The following is a 24,546-nucleotide window of genomic DNA, read 5'->3' on the forward strand; positions in this document are numbered from 1 at the left end:
TATGTTTGGTAAAGAGAATAAAAAATCCGGAGAAAACAAAGTTGCAGAAAGAAATATCATAGGACAAAACACTAAAATTACTGGAGAAATCATTTCAGAAGGAGATTTTAGAATTGACGGTTCTTTAGAAGGAACCATAGTTACCAATGGTAGAGTAATTATTGGAGGTTCAGGTCTTATTAAAGGAAAAGTAGAATGTACTGATGCTGATATTGAAGGAAAATTTTCAGGTGAATTATTAGTTTCAAACGTGCTTACCGTAAAATCAACAGCAAACATTAATGGAGATGTTGTTATAGGAAAGCTTTCTGTAGAGCCAGGAGCAGAGTTTAACGCAACATGTGCCATGAAAGGAGCGGTAAAAGAATTGAACAAAAATGAGCAAGGACTCAAAGAAAAATCCGCTTAATAAATACATACGATTCACAGGAATCGCACTTCAAATGGGTTTAACCATTTACGTAGGAAGTTTACTAGGTGAATGGTTAGACCAAAAATACCCTAACGATAGTGAACTTTACACAAAAATTTGTACACTTGCAGCGGTTTTTGGTGCCATATATTCTGTAATACGCCAAGTAATTAAGATAACCGATAATAATGGGTAAACGAATACTACTATTTTCTTCTATCATACTAACTTTAGGGATAGGAGGCTTTTTTTTAAACAGCTTTTTACTTTCTAATGCAGGGGTAACACTTTCTTTTTCGGTGTTACAAGTGTATTGTTTTAATGTAATAGCAACCATTTTAATTTATGCGTTAATAGAATGGGTGTTAGGATATTTACCCAATGAAACAGGATATTTATATTTAGGAATGTTGATGGTGAAGTTCGGTATCTTTATCCTATTATTTCAAAAGAGTATTTTTTCAGAGACAGGATTAACAACTCCAGAAAAAGCCACCTTGTTGGTTCCTATTATGGTATTTTTAGTTATTGAAACTATAGCGCTTTCAAAAATACTTAATGCCAAATAGATGAACTGTTTAAGGTATGGTATAGGCTTCTTTAAAACTAAGCAAAAAAAGGGTTTGTAGTTTTAATTAAATGTGTACCTTTGCAGCGAAATTTACAGACCCAAAATCTATATTTAGTAAAGGTATGATGGTAGCAAACAGAACTATCAAGTTTTTAACACTTTTGACACTTGTGTTTTCATCGTTAACTGCATTTGCAGGAGGAGGCGATACAACTTCCAACGATAATGGTAGAGTTAACACTAAAGAATCGATAGACTCTTACATTAAGCATCACTTAGCAGACTCTCACGATTTTAGCTTGTTTTCATATACAAATGATGCAGGAGAACGTAAACACATTGGGTTTCCGTTACCAGTAATTGTTTGGACAACCGAAGGATTAAGAGTTTTTATGTCTTCAGAATTTCATCATAATGATGACGGTGCTGTTATCGTAGAAAAAGATGGAGTTAAGTTAACGAAAATTCACAGTAAAATATATGAGTTAAATGCAGGTGAAGAAGCGGTTGCTTTTGATGAAGAACACCACGCTACAAATGCACAAAAAGTGTTAGATTTATCTATTACTAAAAGTGTTTTTGGTATGTTGTTCGCAGGTTTGTTAATGTTCTTCGGATTTAGAAGTTTAGCTTCAGGATACAAGAAAGGGCCAATTCCAACAGGTGCGGCACGTATATTAGAGCCTTTAGTATTATATGTAAGAGACGAAATTGCGCGTCCAAATATCGGAGAGAAGCATTACCGTAGATTTATGGGGTTCTTATTAACTGTGTTCTTCTTTATTTGGTTATTAAACTTATTAGGATTAACTCCGTTAGGATTTAACGTAACAGGTCAAATAGCAGTAACAGTTTGTTTAGCTTTATTCACATTCTTTATTGTGCAATTTAGCGGAAATAAAGATTATTGGAAACATATCTTCTGGATGCCAGGTGTGCCAGTATTAATGAAAATAGTATTAGCGCCAATCGAGGTATTAGGTATGTTAACTAAACCATTCTCTTTATTTGTGCGTTTATTTGCGAACATCACAGCAGGTCACTCTGTAGTAATGGGTATCGCAGCATTGATGATTTTATTAAGAGCAAAGTTTGGAACAGCAGGGGCAACAGGAATCTCTTTCTTCCTAACTTTATTCTTAACTATTATAGAATTATTAGTAGCCTTTTTACAAGCTTATATCTTTACCATGTTATCATCGTTATTCATTGGTATGGCTGTAGAAGAGCATGATCATCATTAAGAACTAGAATCAAAAATTTGTTTAATTATATATAAATCAATTATTATGACACTTAATTTAGTTGGAGCAGGATTAATCGTAATCGGAGCAGGATTAGGATTAGGGAAAATCGGTAGTAGTGCAATGGAAGCTATTGCTCGTCAACCAGAAGCAGCTGGTAAAATCCAAACTGCAATGATTATTATTGGAGCATTATTAGAAGGTTTAGCATTCGGTGCTTTACTTTTAGGATAAGCTACAAAACAAAAAAACAAATTCCTGTAACGGTTGGTTACAGGAATTGTTTACACAATTAAACAAAAACACGAAAAAATAAATAATAATGGGAATATTTAATGACTTTTCAATAGGGTTGTTTCTTATGCAACTTGTAATCTTATGTTTGTTAATCTTTATAATGGCAAAGTTTGCATGGAAGCCTATTTTGAATGCGTTAAATGAGCGTGAAGAAGGAATTCAAGGAGCTTTAGATGCTGCAGAAAACGCTCGTAAGGAAATGCAAAATTTACAAGCTGATAATGAGCGTTTATTAAAAGAAGCAAGAGCAGAGAGAGACGCAATGATGAAAGAAGCTCGTGAAATTAAAGATAAAATTATAGCTGATGCTAAGCAAGAAGCAGAAGAGCAAACTACTGCAATGATTGATAACGCAAAAGCTACTATAAAACAAGAGCAACAAGCAGCTATCGCTGAGTTAAAGAAAACAGTAGGTAACTTATCTATTGAAATCGCTCAAAAAGTAGTAAGAAAAGAATTAGCTTCACAAGACGATCAGTTAAAGCTTGTTGAAGGAATGTTAGAAGAGGTTACTTTAAACTAATCACTAGATGAAAGAAGCAAGAGCAGCATTACGTTACGCAAAAGCAGTTTTAAACTTAGCTAAAGGTTCAGGAAATGAAACTTTAGTAAACGATAACATGAAGTTAATCGTTAATACAATTGCCGAAAGCGCTGATTTAGATGTTATGCTTAAAAGTCCTGTAATAAAAGCTGCAGATAAGCGTAGAGTTTTAAATGCACTTTTTGGAGATAAAGTAGATAACATTGTAAAAGGGTTATTTAATTTATTAGAGGAAAATAAGCGTATGATTATGTTAGAGTCTATTGCTAGACAATACTCAGTAATTTACGATTTTGATAAAAGCATGCAAGTTGCTAAAGTTACTACTGCGGTAGCTTTAACAAAAGAGTTAGAAGATAAAATACAAGCAAAGATTGTTGCCTTAACAGGAAACAGCGCTAGTATTGAAAATATAGTAAATCCTGAGATTTTAGGAGGATTTATCTTACGTGTTGGAGATGTGCAGTACGATGCAAGTATCTCTAATCAATTTAATGAGTTAAGGAGAGAGTTTGACAACGGTCATTACATTCCAAAAATTTAATTATACATCAAAAGAAATAAGATGGCAGCAATTAAACCAGCTGAAGTATCAGCAATTTTAAAGGAACAATTAACAAATTTTGAGTCTAAAGCTTCATTAAACGAAGTAGGGACAGTATTACAAGTAGGTGATGGTATTGCACGTGTTTACGGTTTATCTAACGTACAATATGGAGAATTAGTAGAATTCGATAACGGATTAGAAGGTATCGTATTAAACTTAGAAGAAGATAATGCAGGTGTTGTATTATTAGGAGCTTCTACTTCAGTAAGAGAAGGATCTACTGTAAAACGTACAGAAAGAATTGCTTCTTTAAAAGCTGGAGAAGGAATTGTAGGACGTGTTGTTAACACTTTAGGGCAACCAATCGATGGTAAAGGACCAATCGAAGGTGAAACTTTCGAAATGCCTTTAGAGCGTAAAGCACCAGGAGTTATCTTCCGTGAGCCTGTAACTGAGCCAATGCAAACAGGTATCAAATCTATCGATGCAATGATTCCAGTTGGTCGTGGTCAACGTGAGTTAATCATTGGAGACCGTCAAACAGGTAAATCAACTGTTGCTATTGATACTATTTTAAATCAAAAAGAATTTTATGATGCAGGACAACCAGTGTACTGTATCTACGTAGCTATCGGTCAAAAAGCTTCAACAGTAGCAGCTATTGCTAACATGTTAGAAGAAAAAGGAGCGTTAGCATATACAACTATAGTTGCTGCAAATGCATCTGATCCTGCACCAATGCAGGTATATGCACCATTCGCAGGAGCTGCAATTGGAGAATATTTCCGTGATACTGGTAGACCAGCTTTAATTGTTTATGATGATTTATCTAAACAAGCAGTAGCTTACCGTGAGGTATCTTTATTATTAAGAAGACCACCAGGACGTGAGGCATATCCAGGGGATGTATTCTACTTACACTCAAGATTATTAGAGCGTGCTGCAAAAGTTATTAATGACGATGCTATTGCTGCTGAAATGAACGACTTACCAGAATCATTAAAAGGTAAAGTAAAAGGTGGAGGATCTTTAACGGCATTACCAATTATTGAAACTCAAGCTGGAGACGTTTCTGCATATATTCCTACAAACGTAATTTCGATTACTGATGGTCAGATCTTCTTAGAGTCAGATTTATTCAACTCAGGGGTTCGTCCAGCGATTAACGTAGGTATCTCTGTATCACGTGTAGGAGGTAACGCTCAGATTAAATCAATGAAGAAAGTATCTGGTACTTTAAAGTTAGATCAAGCTCAGTATCGTGAATTAGAAGCATTCGCTAAGTTTGGTTCTGATTTAGATGCTGCTACAATGAACGTAATTGAAAAAGGTAAGCGTAACGTAGAAATCTTAAAGCAAGCTCAAAACGATCCTTTTACTGTAGAAGATCAGGTAGCTATCATTTATGCAGGTTCTAAAAACTTGTTAAAAGATGTACCAGTAGAAAAGGTAAAAGAATTTGAAAGAGATTATTTAGAGTACTTAAACGCTAAGCACAGAGGTACTTTAGATACTTTAAAAGCAGGAAAATTAACTGACGAAGTAATCGATACTTTAACAGAAGCTGCTAAAGAAGTTTCAGCTAAATTTTCAGCTTAATAAAAAGACTTTAGTATTGAGTATTGAGATGAAACTTCTCAATACTCAGTGCTCAATACTAAATACTACAAAGTATGGCAAACTTAAAAGAAATACGTAACAGAATTACTTCGATTAAATCAACAATGCAGATTACCTCTGCCATGAAAATGGTATCGGCAGCAAAGTTGAAAAAGGCTCAAGATGCAATTACAGCAATGCGTCCGTATTCATCTAAGCTTACCGAATTATTACAAAGCTTAAGCGCTACTTTAGATAGCGATGCAGGTGGCGTATATTCAACAGAAAGAGAAGTAAATAAGGTATTGTTAGTTACTGTAACTTCTAACAGAGGTTTATGTGGTGGTTTTAACTCATCTGTTATCAAAGAAACAGTTAAAACAATCAATGAAAAATATAACAATACTACTGTTGATTTATTAACGATTGGTAAAAAAGGAAACGATATTTTATCAAAAGAATATACAGTTGTTGAAAATAGAAATGACATTTTTGATGACTTAACTTTTGAAAACGTTGCTGAAGTAGCTGAAAAGTTAATGAATTTATTCGTAGATGGTTCTTACGACAAAATAGAAATCATTTACAACAGGTTTAAAAATGCTGCTACTCAAATTGTACAGGTAGAGCAATTTTTACCAATTCAACCTGTAGAAGGTGAGGCTAATGCTAATTTAGATTACATTTTTGAGCCTTCTAAAGAAGAAATTATTTTAGAGTTAATTCCTAAGTCATTAAAAACACAATTATACAAAGCAATTCGTGATTCATTTGCTGCCGAACACGGTGCTCGTATGACTGCAATGCACAAAGCAACGGATAATGCTACGGAATTACGTGATGAGTTATTATTAACTTATAACAAAGCTCGTCAAGCTGCTATTACAAACGAGATCTTAGAGATTGTTGGTGGAGCAGAAGCTTTAAATAACTAAGAGAAACACCTCGGAATATTCTGAGAGTTATCATAAAAGAAAAGCGAACCAATTTTGGTTCGCTTTTCTTTTATACTAGATTTTGAATTGTTTTTTTGATAGAGTTAATATCAATCTCACAAATTTCTTGTAATTGCTGAACAGTGCCGTGATGGATAAACGCATCAGGAATACCCAAAAGTTTAATGTTTCCTTGATAGTTTACTTCGGAAGCATATTCTAATACTGCACTTCCAAATCCGCCTTTAATCGTACCATCTTCAATAGTAATAATCGTATCGAATTTATTGAAAATTGTATCTAAAAGTAGAGTATCTAATGGTTTTACAAAACGAAGGTCGTAATGTGCTACAGCTTCGTTGTTTTCAAGCTGATTTATCGCTTCTGAGACATTATTAGCTATTGTTCCGATAGATAACACTGCTACTTTATTTCCTTCTTTTAAACAGACTCCTTTCCCTATTTCAATATTTTCAAAAGGAAGTTGCCATTGTTCTAATTTTCCTTTTCCTCTCGGGTAACGAATTGCAATCGGATTTTTCAATCCTTGTTGAGCGGTAAACATCATATTACGTAACTCAATTTCGTTTCGAGGAGCAAAAACAATTAAATTCGGAATGGAACGTAAGTAGGCTAAATCAAAAACACCGTGATGTGTTGCTCCGTCTTCACCAACCAATCCAGCTCTGTCCAAGCAGAAAATTACAGGTAAGTTTTGTAAAGCTACATCATGAATTACTTGATCGTAAGCACGTTGTAAAAAGGTAGAATAAATGTTACAAAATGGAATTAACCCTTGAGTTGCCATACCTGCAGCTAAAGTTACTGCATGTTGTTCGGCAATCCCCACATCAAAAGTTCGGTTAGGAAAAGCTTCTAACATAAACTTCAAGGAACTACCTGTTAACATAGCAGGAGTAATTCCTACAATTTTTTCGTTTTGCTGTGCTAATTCAACAATGGTTTTACCAAAAACATCTTGATATTTTGTGTACTTGCTTTCTTCTTTGGGTAATACATCACCAGAAATTTTATCAAATTTTCCAGGAGCATGGTATTTTACTTGATCTTGTTCTGCTTGTCGTAATCCTTTTCCTTTAGTAGTAATTACATGCAAAAACTTTGAGCCTTGAATATTTTTTAAACGTTCTAATTCAGAGAGTAATTCCTCAAAATTATGTCCGTCAATAGGACCTGAATAGTCAAAATTTAAGGCTTCAAAAATATTGTGTTGTTCAACTTCTAATCGAGGTGATTTAATCTTAGTTAAATAATCCTTTAAAGCACCGACTGATGGATCAATACCAATAGCGTTATCATTCAGAATAACTAACAAATTAGTATTGGTGTCTCCTGCATGATTCAACGCTTCAAAAGCCATTCCGCTTGCGATAGAAGCATCACCAATTACCGCAATGTGATGTTTGTGAACTCCTTGTAATTTAGAAGCAATTGCCATTCCTAAAGCTGCTGAAATAGCGGTAGAAGAGTGTCCAACACCAAAGGTGTCGTATTCACTTTCAGAACGTTTTGGGAAACCTGAAATTCCATCAAATTGACGATTGGTGTGAAAAACGTCTTTTCTTCCTGTTAAAATTTTATGTCCGTAAGCTTGATGCCCAACATCCCAAACTAATAAATCGTTAGGGGTATCAAACAAATAATGGAGTGCAATGGTTAGCTCTATCACACCTAAACTTGCGCCTAAATGTCCTTCTTTAGTGGCAACTACATCAATAATAAACTCGCGCAATTCTTTGGCAAGTTGTGGTAATTCGTCTGATGTTAGCTTACGTAAATCAGCAGGAATTTGAATGTTTTTCAAAAGGTCGTTCGACATATAGCAAAAGTACAAAAAGGTAGAGATTCCTAACTTTTTAGACTAAAAACTTTGTAGTTTTGTTGTATGAGCAAATTGTACTTGGTGCCTACACCGATTGGGAATTTAGAAGATATTACGCTGAGAGCGTTAAAAGTCTTAAAAGAAGTAGATTATATTTTAGCAGAAGATACGCGTACTAGTGGAAAACTGTTAAAGCATTTTGATATTGCTACGCCCATGCAATCGCACCACATGCACAATGAACATAAAACGGTTGAAACCATTGTAAAACGTTTGCAAAGTGGTGAAACTTTTGCTTTGATTTCAGATGCAGGAACTCCTGCAATTTCTGATCCTGGCTTTTTACTGACTAGAGCTTGTGTACAAAACAATATTGAGGTGGAATGCTTACCTGGGGCGACTGCTTTTGTGCCTGCATTAGTAAATTCTGGTTTACCAAATGATAAATTTGTTTTTGAAGGTTTTTTGCCTGTAAAAAAAGGACGTCAAACACGTTTACAGTTCTTAGCTGAAGAAACACGCACCATGATTTTTTATGAGAGTCCGCATAAATTATTAAAAACCTTAGCAAATTTTGCTGAGTATTTTGGTGAAGATAGACAGCTATCAGTTTCTAGAGAATTGACAAAATTGTTTGAAGAAACCAAGCGAGGAAGTGTAAAAGAAGTGTTAGCATATTATACTGAAAAACCTGCCAAAGGCGAGATTGTAATTGTGATTGAAGGGAAAAAGTAGTTTAGATTGTTGGACTATTAGATAATTGGATTTTTAGAGTTTTAATTGTTCGCAAATTTATATTCAGGATACTGCTCTTCGAGAAGTTTTTCTGACTTTTTAGGGATTAGCTCTAAAGTGATGTAAGACACTAATATTAAAAGAACCGAAAAGACAGAAATAAAAAGCGTAAATTCTTTTCTATGCATCAGTTCTGCTAATCGAAAAATATTATATACATTAGAAAAAAAGACAATAAAGTTAGTAGATGCCATTTTAAAAATGATATCTTCTAATAACCAGTTTTTACCAGTTTCTTTTACTCGCTGCTTTTGTTGCTTGATTAAAAATTGACATCTAATTATTATAAAAAGGAAAAAGAAAACTTCTAAACCGTAGAAAAAATACTTTCCATAATATGGTATTTGGAATAAAAAATAAAAGATAAAAACAGAACTTAGAGTTAAAATTATTTTAGGTAGCGTAAACCATTGTTTTAGGTAGCTCCAAATAATTTTTCTGTACTTTTTATTCATTTGCTTTTGTTTTTCTTCAACGACATTCATAAACCCAAAAACACCAAATTTTTTGAACGATTTATCGCGAGCTTGCTCAAAAGTGAGTGTTGGATTTTCTTCCCAAATTTGTTCAATATCGTTAGCTAGATGATCTACTAACTCTGTTTGCACATCATAATGCTCAACAAAATGTTGACGTGTAAACTTGTATAATTGTTCTATATGTTGATCGGTTAGTTTCATAGCTATTAAATTAAATACTGATATTTTTTTTCAATAAAATCTCTTTTCTCTAGAAAACTTTGAGAGAGTAAGTAATTAAAAACAAAAGCAGTTAGATAAATATAGATAGCATTTTTTTGATAATTACCATTATAAAAAATGTCAAAAAAATTAGGGAAGTTTAAAGCAAAAATAATAACAAATGAGCTTACAAAAGAGTAAGTTTTTACAATTTTAAGAAACTTATGTTTCTTTGTAAAATTACAGGAAACATATGAAGTATATACAAGATTTAACATTAATGAACTAAAAATGAAAATAGAAGTTTCTTTAACATATTTAGGACCAAAAAAGAAGCATATAAACGAGAAGAAAAGTATAACGAGTACATTTTTAGGATATATGACTTTTTTTAAGATGTCTTTTAAGATAGCTTTAGTATAATGCCAATGTAATTTCTTGGTCTGTTTTTCATATCGGTTTTTTAGAGCTTTTTTTCTGCTCAACATATACTTTATAAAAGGTACTTGAAAACCTTTACCTTCAAAAAAAGCATTTGTATCTTCAATGTTATTTTCAATTTCGGCAGCAATATGATCTACCATTTCAAAACGGATATCGATATATTCAATTCCTATTCCTTCTAAAAAAAGGTCTATTTTTTTAATTTGTTCTTTTGTTAATTCCATAGCTAAAAAAATTATTCCAAACTAAACTTAGGGTTTACCAATTGTTGCATGGTACTTAAAAACTCCTGCATTTCTGAAATACGATTAGCGGTTTCTTTCGTTCCATTTTCTGTGAGTTTATAATATTTACGTAAGCGATTACCAACTTTTGCAACTTCAACATCTAACAAGCCTTCTGCTTCAAGTTTGTGTAGGGCAGGATACAAAGCGCCTTCAGTAATTTTTAGTTCACCTTTGGTAAGTTCTTTTACTTTTTGTGTGATTTCGTATCCGTACATTTTATCATTTTGAGCTAATAACTTCAAAATAATAGTTTGTAAAGAACCCTTATATAATTTCTGATTTCCCATTGTGTTAATATTGAATGGTTTGTTTTTAGTTGCTTTTTTGTGTTTGCGACTTGCAACAAATATACATAATTTTCTTATGTATAAAATTCTTAGGTATATATTTTATAACAACCCTAACTTTTGTTCGTGCTTAGTTTCTTATTTTTGTAATCCTTATAAAATGAATAAATGTCTACATTTCACAAACTACGTATTGAAAAAATAATAAAGGAAACGGCAGATGCTGTTTCAATTTTATTTGATGTTCCTGCTGAGTTAGCAAGTAATTATACCTTTATTGCAGGACAATATATTACCATAAAAGCCAATTTAGATGATAAGGAAATAAGAAGAGCTTATTCTATTTGTGCTTCACCTAACAGTAAACAAATAAAAGTAGCGGTAAAAGCTGTTAATCACGGAAAATTTTCAACCTATGCTACTACGAAATTAAAAGAGAATACTTTTTTAGAAATTTCTGAACCAGAAGGAAAGTTTATCATAGAGCCTCAAGCGCAAAAGAATTATTTAGCGTTTGCTGCAGGAAGTGGTATAACACCAGTTTTATCGATGGTAAAAGCAGTGTTAGAAAATGAACCAACTTCAACAATTACTTTGGTTTTTGGAAATAAGAAAGCAGAGAGCACTATTTTTTACGATGAATTAAATGAGTTAGCAGAAAAATACTCTTCTCAATTAAATTTACACTATGTGTTTAGCCAAGAGGTTAAAACCAATACTAAGTTTGGTAGAATTGACAAAGGACTTGTAAATTACTTTGTAAAGAATGTTCATAAAGATATTTCTTTTGATTCAGTGTACTTATGTGAACCAGAAGAGATGATTCAAACAGTTTCTAATACACTTCAAGAAGATGGGTTTGACGAAAGAGATATCAATTTTGAATTATTTACAGCAAGCGTTTCAGATGAAGAAGCAGCGTTAAATATTCCTGATGGAAAATCTGAAATCACTGTACTATTAGATGATGAAGAGCATACTTTTATGATGGAAAAGACAGATACGGTTTTAGCGGCTTCTTTACACCATAAATTAGATGCTCCTTATTCTTGTCAAGGTGGGGTTTGCAGTAGTTGTATTGCAAAAGTTACCGAAGGAGAAGCAGTAATGGCGAAAAACTCAATTTTAACAGACGAAGAATTAGAAGAAGGATTAATTCTTACGTGTCAAGCACATCCGACGACTCAGAAGATTGTGGTAGATTTTGACGATGTTTAGTAAGTCGTAACTTTATAACTATGGATTTCTACGATTTTAAAAATGCTTTTTTAGTAGGTGTTTTTATGGCTTTTATGATAGGCCCAGTGTTTTTTATGCTAATAAAAACAAGTATTTTAAAAGGTGCCCGAGCAGCTATTGCCTTTGATCTTGGGGTAATTTTAGGAGATATTTCTTTTATGTTAATTGCCTATTTTGGAAGTAGAAGTTTGTTAGAAAAAATAAAAGACGATCCGCGGTTGTTTCTTATCGGCGGATTGGTCTTAATTGTTTACGGATTAATCACTTATTTAGACAAAAACAATAAAAAGGAAGCAGAAGCTCCTGATGTTGTGCTTCCTGAAAGTAATAACTACTTAAAACTACTATTTAAAGGATTCTTTTTAAACTTTATTAATATTGGCGTTTTGGCTTTTTGGTTAGGATTAATTGTGGTAATTGGTCCTACTTATGACATGAATCCGAAGTATTTAGTATGGTATTTTGGTACTGTAATAGCAGGATATATGATTACCGATTTAGGAAAGATACTTTTAGCAAAACAATTAAAAAGTAGATTAACTCCTTTAGTTATTTACCGTATAAAACGCGGAATGGGAATATTACTCATCGTTTTCGGAGCTTTCCTAATGTTGAAAGGCTTTATTCCTAATGAAAAAATTGATAATCTGATTGAAAAAGTAGAATCGATAGATTAAACAACGGGTAAGCTTCGAGGAAATTCAACCCTTGGCTATTTCTTGCGATTAAAAGCCAATAATCATTTTGGCTATTGAAAAGTAAATTAGAATTCCAAAAATATCATTACTGGTTGTAATAAAAGCTGCCCTGTTGCAATAGCAGGATCTATCCCATATTTATCTAAAATTAACGGAATAGAGGTGCCAACCAAACCAGCGACAATAATAACTGAAAATAGTGAAGTAGAAATAGCTAAAGCTACTTGAAAATCCCCTTTGGCTATCCATACAAAAGAGAATAATAAAATAGCTAAGATTACCCCATTAAGCATTGCTAAAGAAACTTCTTTTAATAAACGATTCCAGATAGAACCTTTAATTCCATCATTAGCTAAACCTTGTACAATAATTGCAGAGGATTGTACTCCTACATTACCAGCCATCGCCGCAATTAGTGGTGTAAATAAAAATAGAATAGGGCTTTTTTCCATAGCATCTTGAAAAACTCCCATAATACTAGCAGCACTTAGTCCACCAACCATTCCTAAGAATAACCAAGGTAAACGTGCTTTGGTTAAGGCAAAAATACTGTCCTCAGAATCTACATCTTGGGTAATACCGGCAGCTAATTGGTAATCTTTTTCAGCTTCCTCTTTAATTACATCAACAATATCATCAATGGTAATTCTTCCAACTAAAACTCCTAGTTCATCAACAACAGGAATAGCTTCAAGGTCATATTTACTCATAATATTAGCAACTTCTTCTGCTTTATCATGAACATGAACAAAATCTACTTTCGGAATATAAACGTCTGATATTTTTGCACGGGTAGACGCCATTAAAAGGTCTTTTAAAGACAAACGCCCTTTTAGCTTTCCTTCATCATCTACTACGTAAATAGAATGCACTCTGGTAACCTCTTCTGCTTGTAAACGCATTTTTTTTACACAGGTAAGTACATTCCAGTTTTCATTAACTTTTACAAGCTCTTTTGCCATTAATCCACCGGCAGAATCTTCATCGTAACGTAATAATTCAACAATTTCTTTAGCGTGTTCACGGTCTTCAATTTGTTGGATTACTTCTTGTTTACGCTCTTCTGGAAGTTCAGCGATAACATCGGCAGCATCATCGGTATCTAATTCATCAATTTCTTCGGCAATCTCTTTGGCAGAAAGTTGTTCTAGAATGTTTTCACGTACCTCTTCGTCAACATCCATTAATACCTCTGAGGTAGTTTCACTATCAAGTAGTCGAATGATATATACAGCATCATCAAAAGACAATTCATCTAAAACTTCTGCAATATCCGCGTGGTGGAATTCTGAGAAGAATTTAGAAAGCGATTTATTTTTCTGATTTTGTATAAGCTCTTCTACGCGCTCTAGTAAGTCTTTCGTAATTTCTAATGCCATCGTTTACGATTTTAGCCGATAATCGAGAGTTGAATGTTCTAAAATTAACTTAAAAATAAGCGTTTAACTGTTGTCTTGTGCTATTTTTTGTGTCAATTCTATGAATTTTTGTACCGATAATTGTTCGGGACGCATCGCAAATATAGGGTCTTCTTTTAAGGTATCCGAAAGATTGAAAGATTTTAAGCTTGAACGAAGCATTTTTCTTCGTTGATTAAAGGCAGTTTTTACTACTCTAAAAAATAACTTTTCATCTACAGGAAGTGTATAGTTTTCTTTTCTGATAAGACGAATAACTCCAGAATCTACTTTTGGGGGTGGGTTGAAAACTGACGGAGGAACGGTAAATAAATACTCAGCATCGTAAAAAGCCTGTGTTAATACGGATAATATTCCGTAGGTTTTACTTCCTTCTTTTTCAGCAATTCGTTCAGCTACTTCTTTTTGAAACATTCCAGAGAATTCAGGAATATACTCTCTGTTTTCAATCGCTTTAAAAACAATTTGTGATGAAATATTGTATGGAAAGTTTCCTATAATAGCTACTTGTTGCTTATTAAAAATCTCTGTAAAATCCTTTTTTAAAAAATCACCTTCAATGATATTAAATTTTTCTTTTGAAGTGTCTAACTTAATATGTTCAACAGGAAAGGTGTCTTGTAAGTAAACCACCGATTCTGAATCAAGTTCCATTACGGTAACCTTAGGTTTTTTTTCTAACAAATACTTTGTTAAAACCCCCATTCCAGGACCAATTTCTAATACATTATCGTATCCGTTTTCGGTTAAAGTATCAGCTATTTTTTTTGCAATGTTTTCATCGTTTAAAAAATGCTGTCCTAAATGTTTTTTAGCTCTTACGGTCATTCTTTATTGTATCTATTTGGTTGGTGGTTTTATTGTTAAGGCTATAACTGTTAGTCCAAAACCTATCCCGCTAATTACTCCACTAATGGTTTCCCAAGGGTTGTTGTCATAAGTGTAATACCCCATAACTCCACCTAAAGTTGCTATGAGTATTCCTAAGATTATGAGTAGTTTTTTCTTTTGATAGATTTTTTCTTGCATGTTTAGTTGCAGTTCACTGTAGGATAAAACTCATTCACTACTTTAAGTTCTGTACGGAACGCTAACATTTTATCTGCAAACTTTTTTAATCCATCGCTGCGTAATTTATCTGCACTGTGTTTGTAGTAGTTGTCCAAATCTTCACGAGTTCTTGCTGTATATTGAATAGAGTAGGTAATTCCTCCCATTTCTTCTTCAACCAGAACTTGCGTCATTTTTGCGCTGATAAAATGTCCTGTTGCTAATACTTCAGGAATATGGCTTTCTATCCAAGTTAACCATTCAGCGTGGATACTTTCGTCTATATTTACGGTTACATTGTATATGTACATTCTTTTTAATTTGGGAATTTAAAAATTTGAAAATGAAGTAATTTATGCATCTTCAAATTTTCAAATTGATTTGTTAAATATCGTCTCCTCTTATTTTTCTAAACTTTTTACGAGCTTCTACTAAATAGATGCTCGAAGGGTGGTCAAAAATAATCTTTTGATAGTATTCTTTTGCCTTTTCAGGGTTATTTAATTCGTTGTTGTACAATTCTGCCATGTAGTAATAAACATCATCAACATAAATTCCGTTTTTATCTAAGGCTATGATTTTAGCATAGTTTAAAATAGCTTCATCATATTGCTTCTTTTTAATAAATAATTGGGCTTGTTTAAACAAGGCTTCATCTTCAATAGCTTGTCCTCTATAAGTTGTAATAATTTCACTTAAAACAGCAATAGCTTGGTCGTTTTTATTCTGAAAAGCTAACAAATCGGCTTTGGCGTATTCTTTTAATCCAGAAGAAATGCTGTCTTTAGGTTCGTTATCTGATATAGTTAAAAACAAGTTTGCAGCATCGTTGGCAATAAGTTGAGAGGCTGATCCTTTTAAAACTTTTAGTTGCGCTTTAGCCCATTTAAAATCATTTTTAAAGTAAGATGCTTGGGCAACTTTAAAACGAGCTTCTTGACCTATATTATGATTTTTAAATGAAGTTTGTACCTGCGAATAATAAATGAGAGCTTTATTGAATTTACCCATGTACACTAAAACATCTCCTAATTTTAATTTTATTGATGCTTTTATAAATCTTGAGTTAGAAAAATCTAAAGATTTGTGTAAAATAACTTCAGCTTGTTCAGGGATGTTTTTGGTAAAGGTTAAATAATCAGCATAAGCTATTTGGGTGAATAATGTGTTTGAATTTATACCGTATTCTTTAAAAATAGCATCAAAACGTTGGTCAATGTCTGGTTGTTTGGTGTCTATAGCTATTCTCAGATTGTTGTTTATGGCTTCAAACTTATCTCTTGGGTAATTGGTGTTTTCTATAATAAGATCAAAACATTCTTTAGCAGTTTCGTAGTCTTTATTTTCCAAAGCTATTTTACCTAGTTCATTAATCCTATTTAAATTATCAGGATCTCTGGCAAACAATGCTTTGCTTTGAATAAGTGCTTTGCTATATTCTTTTTGCCTAATAAACAACCAAGAAAGTAGGTCGTTCCAAATGTCTTTTGGGTTACTTATAGATCTTTTTAATAAAGCTTTTTTGAATAAAATATTATTTTCATCTTCACTATCATCGGTTAAGTATTTACCAGCATAACGTTTAACATTGTTGAGGTAGCCTTCGTTTTTATCAACCAAATCGATGTATGATTCGAACATTTGTTTAAAATCACCTTTTTCACCATAAATTTGAGCCATTTGAAACCCATAATTAGCTTTCGGATTTATATCCATTATCTTTTGAAAGGTTTCAATAGCTAAATCTAGTTTGCTGTAATTTTTAAACATACCAGCAATTAATGCTCCGTAATTAGCCTTGTTATTAATGGATTCTATTGCTAATTGATAATGTTTGTTTGCAGTATCTATTTTTTCTTGACGTTCGAAGTTGTGACCGAGAACAACATGCAAGTAAGCTAAATTTGGTTTTTCTTTTAATTTTTGAAAAAGAAGCTCTTCAGCAACTGAAAATTGTTCGGTTTCTTGGTAGCAAGTAATTAATCTTTCTAAATAAGTAGTGTTGTAAGGGCTTTGGTTGTATAACTCTTTATATAACTGAATTGCTTTTTCATATTCATTATTTCTAAAATAATTTTCAGCAATGATAAATTCGTTTTGTTGCGCATGACAAAACAAACTAAATATCAGTAAATTAAATAGAATAACGACTCTTTTCATTTATCAAAAATACTGAACATAATTGTTAAAATACTATTAAAAGGGGTGCTTTTTTGAAAAGTACTGTAACATTTTGGCACGAACTTTGTTTTATTAGTAAAACAACTAAACAATGTTAATTATGAAAAACTTTACTACACAATACGAGATAGCAAAGCAGAATGCAAATGAGTTTATGAGAAAAGGTCAAATAACTCAATATTTTGAAGCATTGCTTGAAATGAACAAATACAAGAGATTAATGGTAGCGGTAGTTGCCAATTAAACATATTTTTTTTCAATGGGGATTGATTAATTAAAAATCCCAAGCGTCGTAATTGAGGCTTGGGATTTTTTCATTTTTATAGTGAAGATTGATTAATTAATCATATCAAAACCACAGTAAGGAACTAATACTTCAGGAATTTTAATTCCGTTTTCAGTTTGGTAATTCTCTAAAATACCAGCAAGTACACGAGGTAATGCTAAAGAGCTTCCGTTTAAAGTGTGTACTAATTGGCTTTTTCCTTCTTTATTTTTGAAACGTAACTTTAAACGATTTGCTTGAAAAGTTTCAAAATTTGAAGCAGAACTAATTTCTAACCAACGTTCTTGAGCAGTTGAATATAATTCAAAATCAAAAGTTAAGGCAGAAGTAAATCCTGTATCACCACCACATAAGCGTAAAATACGATACGGTAATTTTAATTCACGTAAAATTTCTTTGATATGTTCTACCATTCCGTTTAAGGCATTGTATGAATTATCAGGATGCTCAACACGAACAATTTCTACTTTATCAAATTGATGTAAACGATTTAATCCACGAACATGTGCTCCGTAGCTTCCAGCTTCACGACGAAAACAAGGAGTGTAACCAGTTACAGTAATTGGTAAATCATTTTCTTGTACTATTTCATCTCTAAAGATATTGGTTACTGGAACTTCAGCTGTAGGAATTAAGTACAAATTGTCACCTGTTACGTGATACATTTGTCCTTCTTTATCAGGTAACTGACCCGTACCAAAACCAGAAGCTTCATTTACCAAATGAGGAACTTGTACTTCTTTATAACCAGCCGCTGTATTCTTATCTAAGAAATAGTTGATTAAAGCACGTTGTAAACGAGCTCCTTTTCCTTTGTATACAGGAAAACCAGCACCTGTAATTTTTACACCTAATTCAAAATCGATGATGTCGTACTTCTTAGCTAATTCCCAGTGAGGTAAGGCATTTTCTCCTAAATCAGGAATAATCCCTTCTTTAAAAATTTCTTCATTATCTTCTTCATTCTTTCCTGCTTTTACAGAAGCATGCGGAATGTTAGGAATTTGATATAATAACTCGTTTAATTTATCAGCAGCAGCGTTTAACTCTTCAGTTAATTGTTTAGATTCCTCTTTTAATTCACCTGTTTTTGCTTTTAGTTGATTCGCTTCTTCAACTTTACCAGATTTAAAAAGACCACCAATTTCCTTGGATATTTTGTTAGATTCAGCCAATATATTGTCTAACGAAACTTGTGTAGCTCTACGTGTTTCATCAGTAGTTAATACTTCTTCAATAATTGCTTCGGCATCAGCAAAATTACGTTTTGCTAATCCGTCTAAAACAGTTTGTTTGTTTTCTCTAATAAACTGAACCTGTAACATCTTTTTAATTTTTTAAGAAAAGCAAAGATAAAAGAAGCAACAGACTTAAGCAATGCTAGAGGCTAATTGTTTTGAGGTAGTTTAAAGAAGTTTCTTTGTCTTTTTTAAGTTGTGATATTAAATCGGGAACAGAATCGAACTTTTGTTCATCTCTTAAAAAGTATAACAGTTCAATAGTTAACTCTTTATTATATAGATTTTGGTTGAAATCAAAAAAGTGGACTTCAATGGTTTGGTATTCGCCATCAACAGTAGGACGATTTCCAATATTCATCATTCCGTAAACAGTAGCATTTTCTATAGTTGATTTTACAACGTAAACTCCTGTTTTAGGAATCAATTTATATTCTTCAGAAACATCAATATTAGCAGTCGGAAATCCTATTTTTCCGCCTAATTGTTTACCGTTTACAACTTTTCCTGTGAGAGAAAAGTTATAACCTAAATAGTTGTTGGCGGTTTTTAACTGACCGTTGGCAAGTGCTTTTCTAATTTTGGTAGAGCTTACAGAAACTTCATCAATATCTTGAGCAGGAATTTCTTCGACCGTAAAATCGTATAAATGAGAATATTCAGTTAGCTGTTCAATGTTCCCTTCTCTATTTTTTCCGAAGTGATGATCGTATCCAATTATTAATTTAGAAATTTTTAGTCGATTCACTAGAACATCTCGAACAAAGTCTAAAGCAGTAAGTCTTGAAAACTCTTTACTAAACGGATGAATGATTAAATAATCTAATCCCAATTTTTCAAGATGTTGTGCACGTTCATCAATTGTATTAATCAATTTGATAGAAACGTCTTTTTGTAACACCATTCTAGGGTGTGGAAAAAAAGTAAGTAGTACCGATTTTTTTCCGCTAGATTTTGCTTCATGCACTAGCTTTTCAATAATTTTTTGATGCCCAATGTGCACACCGTCAAAAGTACCAATGGTAACTATTGTTTTTTGAGTAGGAGTGAAGTCAAAAATAGAATGTGTAATTTCCAAGGTTACAAATAAATTTAGGCAAAAATACAATTTGTATAAGAGGATAAATAATATTTCAAGAATAAAATCTAAAATTCAGATTTAGTAAAAAAATTATCTAATTATTTAATAAAATAGTAAAAAAGAACAGTGTATATTTCGTAAATGAAAAAAAATTGTATTTTGCAAAGCAGTTAACAAATTATTTTACATTATGATGAAAAAACTATTACTTGTTGCATTTGTGCTATTTGGCACAGCAATAATGGTTGCTCAAACTACCATTACAGGTACGGTAAAAGACGTCTCATTAGGAGAGCCTATTCCGGGAGCAAACATTAAGGTTTCAAGAAAAGCAGTAGGTACATCTACTGATTTTGACGGAAAGTTTACAATGACGGTAACAGATACCCCACCGTTTACAATTGAAATCTCTTCTTTAGGGTATCAAACAAAAACAGTTGAGATAACTAAAAACAACCAAGTTGTTGAGGTTAGCTTAACCGAAAATGCTACTTCGTTAGATGAAGTTGTTATCTCAGCTTCTAGAACTCCAGAACGTGTTATGGAATCGCCTGTAACTATTGAACGTTTTGATTCAAGAGCGATTAAAAATACCGCTTCTGCATCGTATTACGATGGATTAGAAAATTTAAAAGGAGTAGATATTAACTCAGGAGGTTTAACTTTTAAAACAGTTAACACTCGTGGTTTTGCTACTTTTGGGAATGAGCGTTTTGTTCAGTTGGTTGATGGAATGGATAATGCATCTCCGGCATTAAACTTTGCAATTGGAAACTTATTAGGAATTTCTGAAGTAGATGTAAAAAGTGTTGAAATTTTACCAGGAGCCGCTTCTGCTCTATATGGGGCTAACGCATTTAACGGTATTATGTTAATGCGTAGTGAAAACCCATTTAATGAACAAGGAATTAGTGTAGGTTTAAAAGCAGGTTTAACAAGTCAAGAAGCAGCAGGAGACAATGGTTATTATGATGCTACTATCAAAATGGCACATGCTTTTGATGATTATTTTGCAGTTAAAGCTAGTTTCTCTTATTTGAAAGGAGAAGAATGGCATGCTACTGATTATAGAAACACAACAGGTATCGGTGGTACATATATTCCAGGTATGAGTCATAATGATGATCCTAATTATGATGGCGCAAATACTTATGGAGATGAAGTTTCTGTTGATTTAGGAGGAGCTATTGGAAAAGTTAGTAGAACAGGATATAGAGAGGTAGATTTAATGTCTAACGAAGCAAAAAGTGTAAAGTTCAATGGAGCTATTCACTATCGTCCATTAGGAAATGATCGAGTAGAAATAATATGGAACTCTAAATATGGTACAGGTAATACTATTTACCAAGGACAAAACCGTTACAATCTTGCTAATTTCTTTATGGAGCAACACAAATTAGAAGTTAGAGGTAAAAACTTCTTTGTTAGAGGATATTACGCAGGTGAAGACGCAGGAGATTCTTACGATACTCGTTTTGCTGCAATCAATATAAATGGCAAATGGAAAGATAATACAGCTTGGTTTCAAGAATATGCGGGAGCATATTTAATGCATGGATCACATGATATAGCTAGAGAGTTTGCTGATAGAAACAGACCAGAACCTGGTTCTGCTGAATTTACAAGATTATTTAATGAGGTGACTTCTGACCCAGACTTATTAACAGGATCTAAGTTTAGAGATAATACAAGTTATTATCATGCAGATGCAAACTTAAATTTACGTGATTATATTGATTGGGCAGAAGTACAAGTTGGAGGTTCTTATAGACAATATAGATTAAACTCTTACGGAACTATTTATACTGATAATGACGGGCCAATTAAATATGGAGAATATGGTGTATATACACAAATCCAAAAGAAAATGATGGATGATCGTTTAAAGTTTACAGCTTCTGCACGTTATGATAAGTCAGATAACTTTGATGGTAACTTCACACCAAGAGTTTCATTAGCTTATGCAGCAGGAGAAAACAAAAATCATAACTTTAGAGCATCTTTTCAAACAGGATTCCGTAATCCTACAACACAAGATCAATACATTGGTTTAGCTACAGGAGCAGGATACATTATAGGAACAGCTCCAGATAATATTGATCGTTTTTCTGCTACTGCACAAACTACAACAGGGACTTTTACCTTAACAGGTCAAGATGTACTCAATAGAGGGTATTCAGCGGCTTCAATTACTGAAAAAGCAGATGCACCAAACGATCCAAGTGTTCCAGATCCTTCTCTAGTTAAAACAGCTTTGGTAAATCCAGAAAAAGTAAAGTCATTTGAAATAGGTTATCGAGCAGCGCTTCCTTTAGGAGAAAACAAGTTATCAGTAGATTTTAGTACTTATTATAATATGTATTCTGACTTTATTTCAAATAAAGACGTGGTTGTTTTAGTTGACCCTACGACACAACCTACTCTTAGTAATTTACAAAATAGAGATTTGATAAGAACTTTTAGTGTAAAGACAAACTCAACAGTAGATGTAAATTCATACGGAGTAGGTTTAGGATTAAACACTAAAATTTTTAATGGATTTGATATAGGATTAAATTATACATGGTCTAAATTTGATTTTGATCAAGCAGCTGACCCAGATTTCGAAGCAGGTTTTAATACACCTGAGCATAAAGTAAAAATGCAATTTGGACACCCAAATTTATTTGAAAATTTTGGTTTTAACATTAGTGCACGTTGGCAAGATGAGTTTTATTGGCAATCTACTTTCTTAGAAGGCACAATAGAAGAAAGAACAGTTCTTGATGCTCAAGTTAACTACTCTATCCCATCAATAAAGTCTGTGTTTAAAGTAGGAGGTTCTAATTTAACAGGAAAAGAATACTTAAGTGCCCCAGGAGTGGGAGCTGTTGGTTCTCAATACTACATTTCATGGACTATCAACAACTAAAAAAAGAAACAATGAAAAATACAATAAAATATACATTTTTATCTGCGTTATTTTTAGGTTTTGTTGCCTGTGATGTAGATAATACATTACCTGAAATTAAAGGAGAAGCAGAGAGTACTGTAGCATTAGAAGCAGGTAGTGCAGACTTTTCAAAATATGTTGCTATTGGAGCATCTTTTACAGCAGGTTTTACAGATAACGCTTTGTTTAAAGCAGGGCAAGAAAATTCTTTTCCAAATACCTTGGCAAAGAGATTTGCTTTAGTTGGTGGAGGAACATTTACTCAACCGTTAATGAATGATAACTATGGAGGGTTAATTTTAGCAGGAAACCCTGTATTACATCCAGTAACAGGAGAAAGGTTATTTGATGTAAGATTAACTTTCAATGGTGAAGGTCCAACCTCTTTAAGTAACGTTAATCCAATGGCGATGTCTACTACAGATTTTGCATTGAATAATCCAACAGGACCATTTAATAATGTAGGGGTGCCAGGAGCAAAAAGTACGCATTTTATTGCACCAGGATATGGTAATTTAGCTAATTTCCCTGCAGCTGCAAATCCTTATGCTATAAGAGTAGCTGGAAATACAAATGCTTCTATTATTGAATTGGCAGTTGGTCAAAACCCAACATTTTTTACTTTGTCTGAGTTTGGAGGAAACGATGTTTTAGGTTATGCTATCTCTGGAGGAGACAATTCTAGTCCAATTACACCTACAGCAACTTTTGATTTTGCTTTGAGTACGGTTGAATCGGCCTTAAAAGAAACAGGAGCAAAAGGTGTAGTGGCAAACTTACCATATATTACAAGTTTACCTCACTTTACAACAGTACCACACGCACCATTAGATCCTAGTAACCCTGATTTTGGGGCGCAAATACCAACATTAAATAATGTTTTTGGAGCGATAAATGGAGTTTTTGAAGCTATTGGTGTTCCAGAAAGATCAATTGTGTTTGCTACAGATGCTGCAAGTGCTGTTGTGATTAAAGATGAATCGTTAGAAAATAAAACTGCTCAAATCGTTGGTGCTCTATTGGCAAGTCCTACTTTCCCTCCTTTTGTAGCGAGTTTTGGATTACCTACTGATGCAACTACATTGCAAAAAGTAGCAGGTTTATTAGGTACTTATTATGGTCAAGCAAGACAAGCGACTGCTGATGATTTGTTAGTGCTACCAAGTATGAATGTGATAGGAGAGGTGAATGCTGATTCAGTTGCATTTTTAATGTCTCAAGGTTTACCACAACAATTGGCAGGAATGTTTTCTGTAGAGGGTGTGTCTTTGCCTTTGGAAGATAAGTGGGTTTTGATTCCTGGTGAACAGGCAGAAATAAAAGTAGCAACGGATGCTTATAACACAAGCCTTAAAACAATGGCAGATGCAAACGGATATGCTTTTGTTGACTTTAAAGCTATTTTACAAGAAGCTTCTACAGTTGGTTTAGAATTTGGAAATTACAATATGAATACTAGTCTAGTAACTGGTGGTTTAGTTGGTTTAGATGGAATTCACTTAACTGGTAGAGGATATGCTTTAATGGCTAATAAAATGTTAGCTGCTATTGATGCTACCTACGGATCTAACTTTACTGTAGGTAAGGACGGTTTAGCTAAACCAGATGATTATCCAACAAATTACTCACCTACTTTACAATAGTGAGCAAAATATAAAGTAAAAAAAGCTGAAGATTAATCTTCAGCTTTTTTTTTGTCTTTATCGGAGTTCATAACATATTTTTTATACTTACCATCTTTGTATCTATGGTATATAAATATAGGCATTAATACAAAAGACATGTATAAAACGCCTAAACCCATTACAACTTGACCTTTGAGATGGTCAGTGTTTAAAAGATAAGCTCCTACAATCATCCAAAGTAAAAAGATTATAAATAATATTTTAAGTAATGTCTTCATCTGTTCTTTTGAAATAGTTTTCTAATGCAAAAATA

Annotated in this window: 26 protein-coding genes and 1 pseudogene; 15 read left to right on the plus strand and 12 right to left on the minus strand. The window is 33.0% G+C overall.

From position 1 onward, the window contains the following. The first annotated feature begins 1 nt into the window (after position 1). The 9 genes from AC3VI6_RS06025 (at position 2) to atpG (ending at position 6,149) form a co-directional block, all read left to right on the plus strand. Complete coding sequence (locus tag AC3VI6_RS06025; protein WP_497705515.1) at positions 2-409, plus strand: bactofilin family protein; 408 nt, start codon at positions 2-4, stop codon at positions 407-409. Continuing rightward, a complete protein-coding gene (locus AC3VI6_RS06030) occupies positions 378-608 on the plus strand; it encodes an AtpZ/AtpI family protein (RefSeq protein WP_298997360.1) in 231 nt (76 codons plus the stop codon). The genes AC3VI6_RS06025 and AC3VI6_RS06030 overlap by 32 nt, the downstream gene beginning before the upstream one ends. Continuing rightward, entirely contained in the window at positions 601-981 is a 381-nt protein-coding gene (locus tag AC3VI6_RS06035; RefSeq protein ID WP_497705516.1) for a DUF6168 family protein, read from the plus strand. The genes AC3VI6_RS06030 and AC3VI6_RS06035 overlap by 8 nt, the downstream gene beginning before the upstream one ends. Positions 982-1,105: 124 nt before the next feature. Then, entirely contained in the window at positions 1,106-2,227 is a 1,122-nt protein-coding gene (gene atpB / locus AC3VI6_RS06040; protein ID WP_497706576.1) for a F0F1 ATP synthase subunit A, read from the plus strand. A gap of 45 nt (positions 2,228-2,272) precedes the next feature. Further along, a complete protein-coding gene (gene atpE / locus AC3VI6_RS06045; protein ID WP_028891526.1) occupies positions 2,273-2,461 on the plus strand; it encodes an ATP synthase F0 subunit C in 189 nt (62 codons plus the stop codon). An 88-nt stretch (positions 2,462-2,549) separates the two neighbouring features. Beyond that, positions 2,550-3,047, plus strand: a complete 498-nt coding sequence (locus tag AC3VI6_RS06050) for a F0F1 ATP synthase subunit B (protein WP_298997342.1) — start codon at positions 2,550-2,552, stop codon at positions 3,045-3,047. A gap of 7 nt (positions 3,048-3,054) precedes the next feature. Beyond that, a complete protein-coding gene (gene atpH / locus AC3VI6_RS06055; protein ID WP_497705517.1) occupies positions 3,055-3,612 on the plus strand; it encodes an ATP synthase F1 subunit delta in 558 nt (185 codons plus the stop codon). Between the two features lie 21 nt (positions 3,613-3,633). Beyond that, entirely contained in the window at positions 3,634-5,214 is a 1,581-nt protein-coding gene (gene atpA / locus AC3VI6_RS06060) for a F0F1 ATP synthase subunit alpha (RefSeq protein WP_435253991.1), read from the plus strand. A 74-nt stretch (positions 5,215-5,288) separates the two neighbouring features. Then, positions 5,289-6,149, plus strand: coding sequence for an ATP synthase F1 subunit gamma (gene atpG / locus AC3VI6_RS06065; RefSeq protein WP_497705518.1), 861 nt, complete (start codon positions 5,289-5,291; stop codon positions 6,147-6,149). A gap of 70 nt (positions 6,150-6,219) precedes the next feature. On the opposite strand, the gene dxs is transcribed toward atpG, so the two are convergent. Continuing rightward, positions 6,220-7,989, minus strand: coding sequence for a 1-deoxy-D-xylulose-5-phosphate synthase (gene dxs / locus AC3VI6_RS06070; RefSeq protein WP_497705519.1), 1,770 nt, complete (start codon positions 7,987-7,989; stop codon positions 6,220-6,222). A 66-nt stretch (positions 7,990-8,055) separates the two neighbouring features. Between dxs and rsmI the strand changes: the two genes are divergently transcribed. Further along, positions 8,056-8,727: a 16S rRNA (cytidine(1402)-2'-O)-methyltransferase gene (rsmI, locus tag AC3VI6_RS06075; protein WP_497705520.1), complete on the plus strand. Its 672-nt coding sequence runs from the start codon at positions 8,056-8,058 to the stop codon at positions 8,725-8,727. Positions 8,728-8,768: 41 nt separating this feature from the next. Here rsmI and AC3VI6_RS06080 read toward each other — a convergent pair whose 3' ends face one another. From AC3VI6_RS06080 to AC3VI6_RS06090, 3 genes are read right to left on the minus strand one after another with little or no spacing between them, the layout of a single operon-like run. After that, positions 8,769-9,467 (minus strand): hypothetical protein, encoded by a 699-nt coding sequence (locus AC3VI6_RS06080; RefSeq protein WP_497705521.1) that lies wholly within the window; start codon positions 9,465-9,467, stop codon positions 8,769-8,771. A 5-nt stretch (positions 9,468-9,472) separates the two neighbouring features. After that, complete coding sequence (locus AC3VI6_RS06085) at positions 9,473-10,135, minus strand: hypothetical protein (protein WP_497705522.1); 663 nt, start codon at positions 10,133-10,135, stop codon at positions 9,473-9,475. A gap of 11 nt (positions 10,136-10,146) precedes the next feature. Continuing rightward, the gene (locus AC3VI6_RS06090; RefSeq protein WP_274634301.1) at positions 10,147-10,485 is read right to left on the minus strand and encodes a PadR family transcriptional regulator; all 339 of its coding nucleotides are present in this window, start codon (positions 10,483-10,485) and stop codon (positions 10,147-10,149) included. A gap of 168 nt (positions 10,486-10,653) precedes the next feature. Here AC3VI6_RS06090 and AC3VI6_RS06095 point away from each other — a divergent pair, with 168 nt between their 5' ends. Next, a complete protein-coding gene (locus tag AC3VI6_RS06095; RefSeq protein WP_497705523.1) occupies positions 10,654-11,703 on the plus strand; it encodes a 2Fe-2S iron-sulfur cluster-binding protein in 1,050 nt (349 codons plus the stop codon). A 20-nt stretch (positions 11,704-11,723) separates the two neighbouring features. Beyond that, positions 11,724-12,401, plus strand: a complete 678-nt coding sequence (locus AC3VI6_RS06100) for a LysE family translocator (protein WP_497705524.1) — start codon at positions 11,724-11,726, stop codon at positions 12,399-12,401. Between the two features lie 48 nt (positions 12,402-12,449). Here AC3VI6_RS06100 and mgtE read toward each other — a convergent pair. The 5 genes and pseudogenes from mgtE to AC3VI6_RS06125 all read right to left on the minus strand — a co-directional run bounded on the left by mgtE (position 12,450) and on the right by AC3VI6_RS06125 (position 17,050). Then, positions 12,450-13,801: pseudogene (mgtE, locus tag AC3VI6_RS06105) on the minus strand (magnesium transporter). A 63-nt stretch (positions 13,802-13,864) separates the two neighbouring features. After that, a complete protein-coding gene (gene rsmA, locus AC3VI6_RS06110) occupies positions 13,865-14,668 on the minus strand; it encodes a 16S rRNA (adenine(1518)-N(6)/adenine(1519)-N(6))-dimethyltransferase RsmA (protein WP_497705525.1) in 804 nt (267 codons plus the stop codon). A 12-nt stretch (positions 14,669-14,680) separates the two neighbouring features. Beyond that, on the minus strand, positions 14,681-14,869 hold the full coding sequence (locus AC3VI6_RS06115) for a hypothetical protein (RefSeq protein ID WP_497705526.1): 189 nt from the start codon (positions 14,867-14,869) through the stop codon (positions 14,681-14,683). A 2-nt stretch (positions 14,870-14,871) separates the two neighbouring features. Next, positions 14,872-15,201 carry a DUF4286 family protein gene (locus AC3VI6_RS06120; RefSeq protein WP_497705527.1) on the minus strand — a complete coding sequence of 110 codons (330 nt, stop codon included), beginning with the start codon at positions 15,199-15,201 and terminating at the stop codon, positions 14,872-14,874. A 73-nt stretch (positions 15,202-15,274) separates the two neighbouring features. Then, a complete protein-coding gene (locus AC3VI6_RS06125) occupies positions 15,275-17,050 on the minus strand; it encodes a tetratricopeptide repeat protein (RefSeq protein WP_497705528.1) in 1,776 nt (591 codons plus the stop codon). 121 nt (positions 17,051-17,171) lie between these two features. On the opposite strand from AC3VI6_RS06125, the gene AC3VI6_RS06130 reads away from it, so the two are divergent. Then, positions 17,172-17,315: a hypothetical protein gene (locus AC3VI6_RS06130; RefSeq protein ID WP_166627718.1), complete on the plus strand. Its 144-nt coding sequence runs from the start codon at positions 17,172-17,174 to the stop codon at positions 17,313-17,315. Between the two features lie 92 nt (positions 17,316-17,407). Here AC3VI6_RS06130 and serS read toward each other — a convergent pair whose 3' ends face one another. Both serS and AC3VI6_RS06140 read right to left on the minus strand, forming a co-directional pair. Then, positions 17,408-18,682 (minus strand): serine--tRNA ligase, encoded by a 1,275-nt coding sequence (gene serS, locus AC3VI6_RS06135; protein WP_497705529.1) that lies wholly within the window; start codon positions 18,680-18,682, stop codon positions 17,408-17,410. A gap of 55 nt (positions 18,683-18,737) precedes the next feature. Continuing rightward, on the minus strand, positions 18,738-19,673 hold the full coding sequence (locus AC3VI6_RS06140) for a bifunctional riboflavin kinase/FAD synthetase (RefSeq protein WP_497705530.1): 936 nt from the start codon (positions 19,671-19,673) through the stop codon (positions 18,738-18,740). A gap of 193 nt (positions 19,674-19,866) precedes the next feature. Here AC3VI6_RS06140 and AC3VI6_RS06145 point away from each other — a divergent pair, with 193 nt between their 5' ends. Further along, the gene (locus AC3VI6_RS06145; RefSeq protein WP_497705531.1) at positions 19,867-22,587 is read left to right on the plus strand and encodes a TonB-dependent receptor; all 2,721 of its coding nucleotides are present in this window, start codon (positions 19,867-19,869) and stop codon (positions 22,585-22,587) included. An 11-nt stretch (positions 22,588-22,598) separates the two neighbouring features. Beyond that, positions 22,599-24,251 carry an SGNH/GDSL hydrolase family protein gene (locus tag AC3VI6_RS06150; RefSeq protein ID WP_497705532.1) on the plus strand — a complete coding sequence of 551 codons (1,653 nt, stop codon included), beginning with the start codon at positions 22,599-22,601 and terminating at the stop codon, positions 24,249-24,251. A 32-nt stretch (positions 24,252-24,283) separates the two neighbouring features. Here the strand turns inward: AC3VI6_RS06150 and AC3VI6_RS06155 are convergent, their stop codons facing one another. Further along, entirely contained in the window at positions 24,284-24,511 is a 228-nt protein-coding gene (locus tag AC3VI6_RS06155) for a hypothetical protein (RefSeq protein ID WP_497705533.1), read from the minus strand. Positions 24,512-24,546 lie beyond the last annotated feature (35 nt).

It is taken from the genome of Tenacibaculum sp. TB-56, assembly GCF_059716275.2.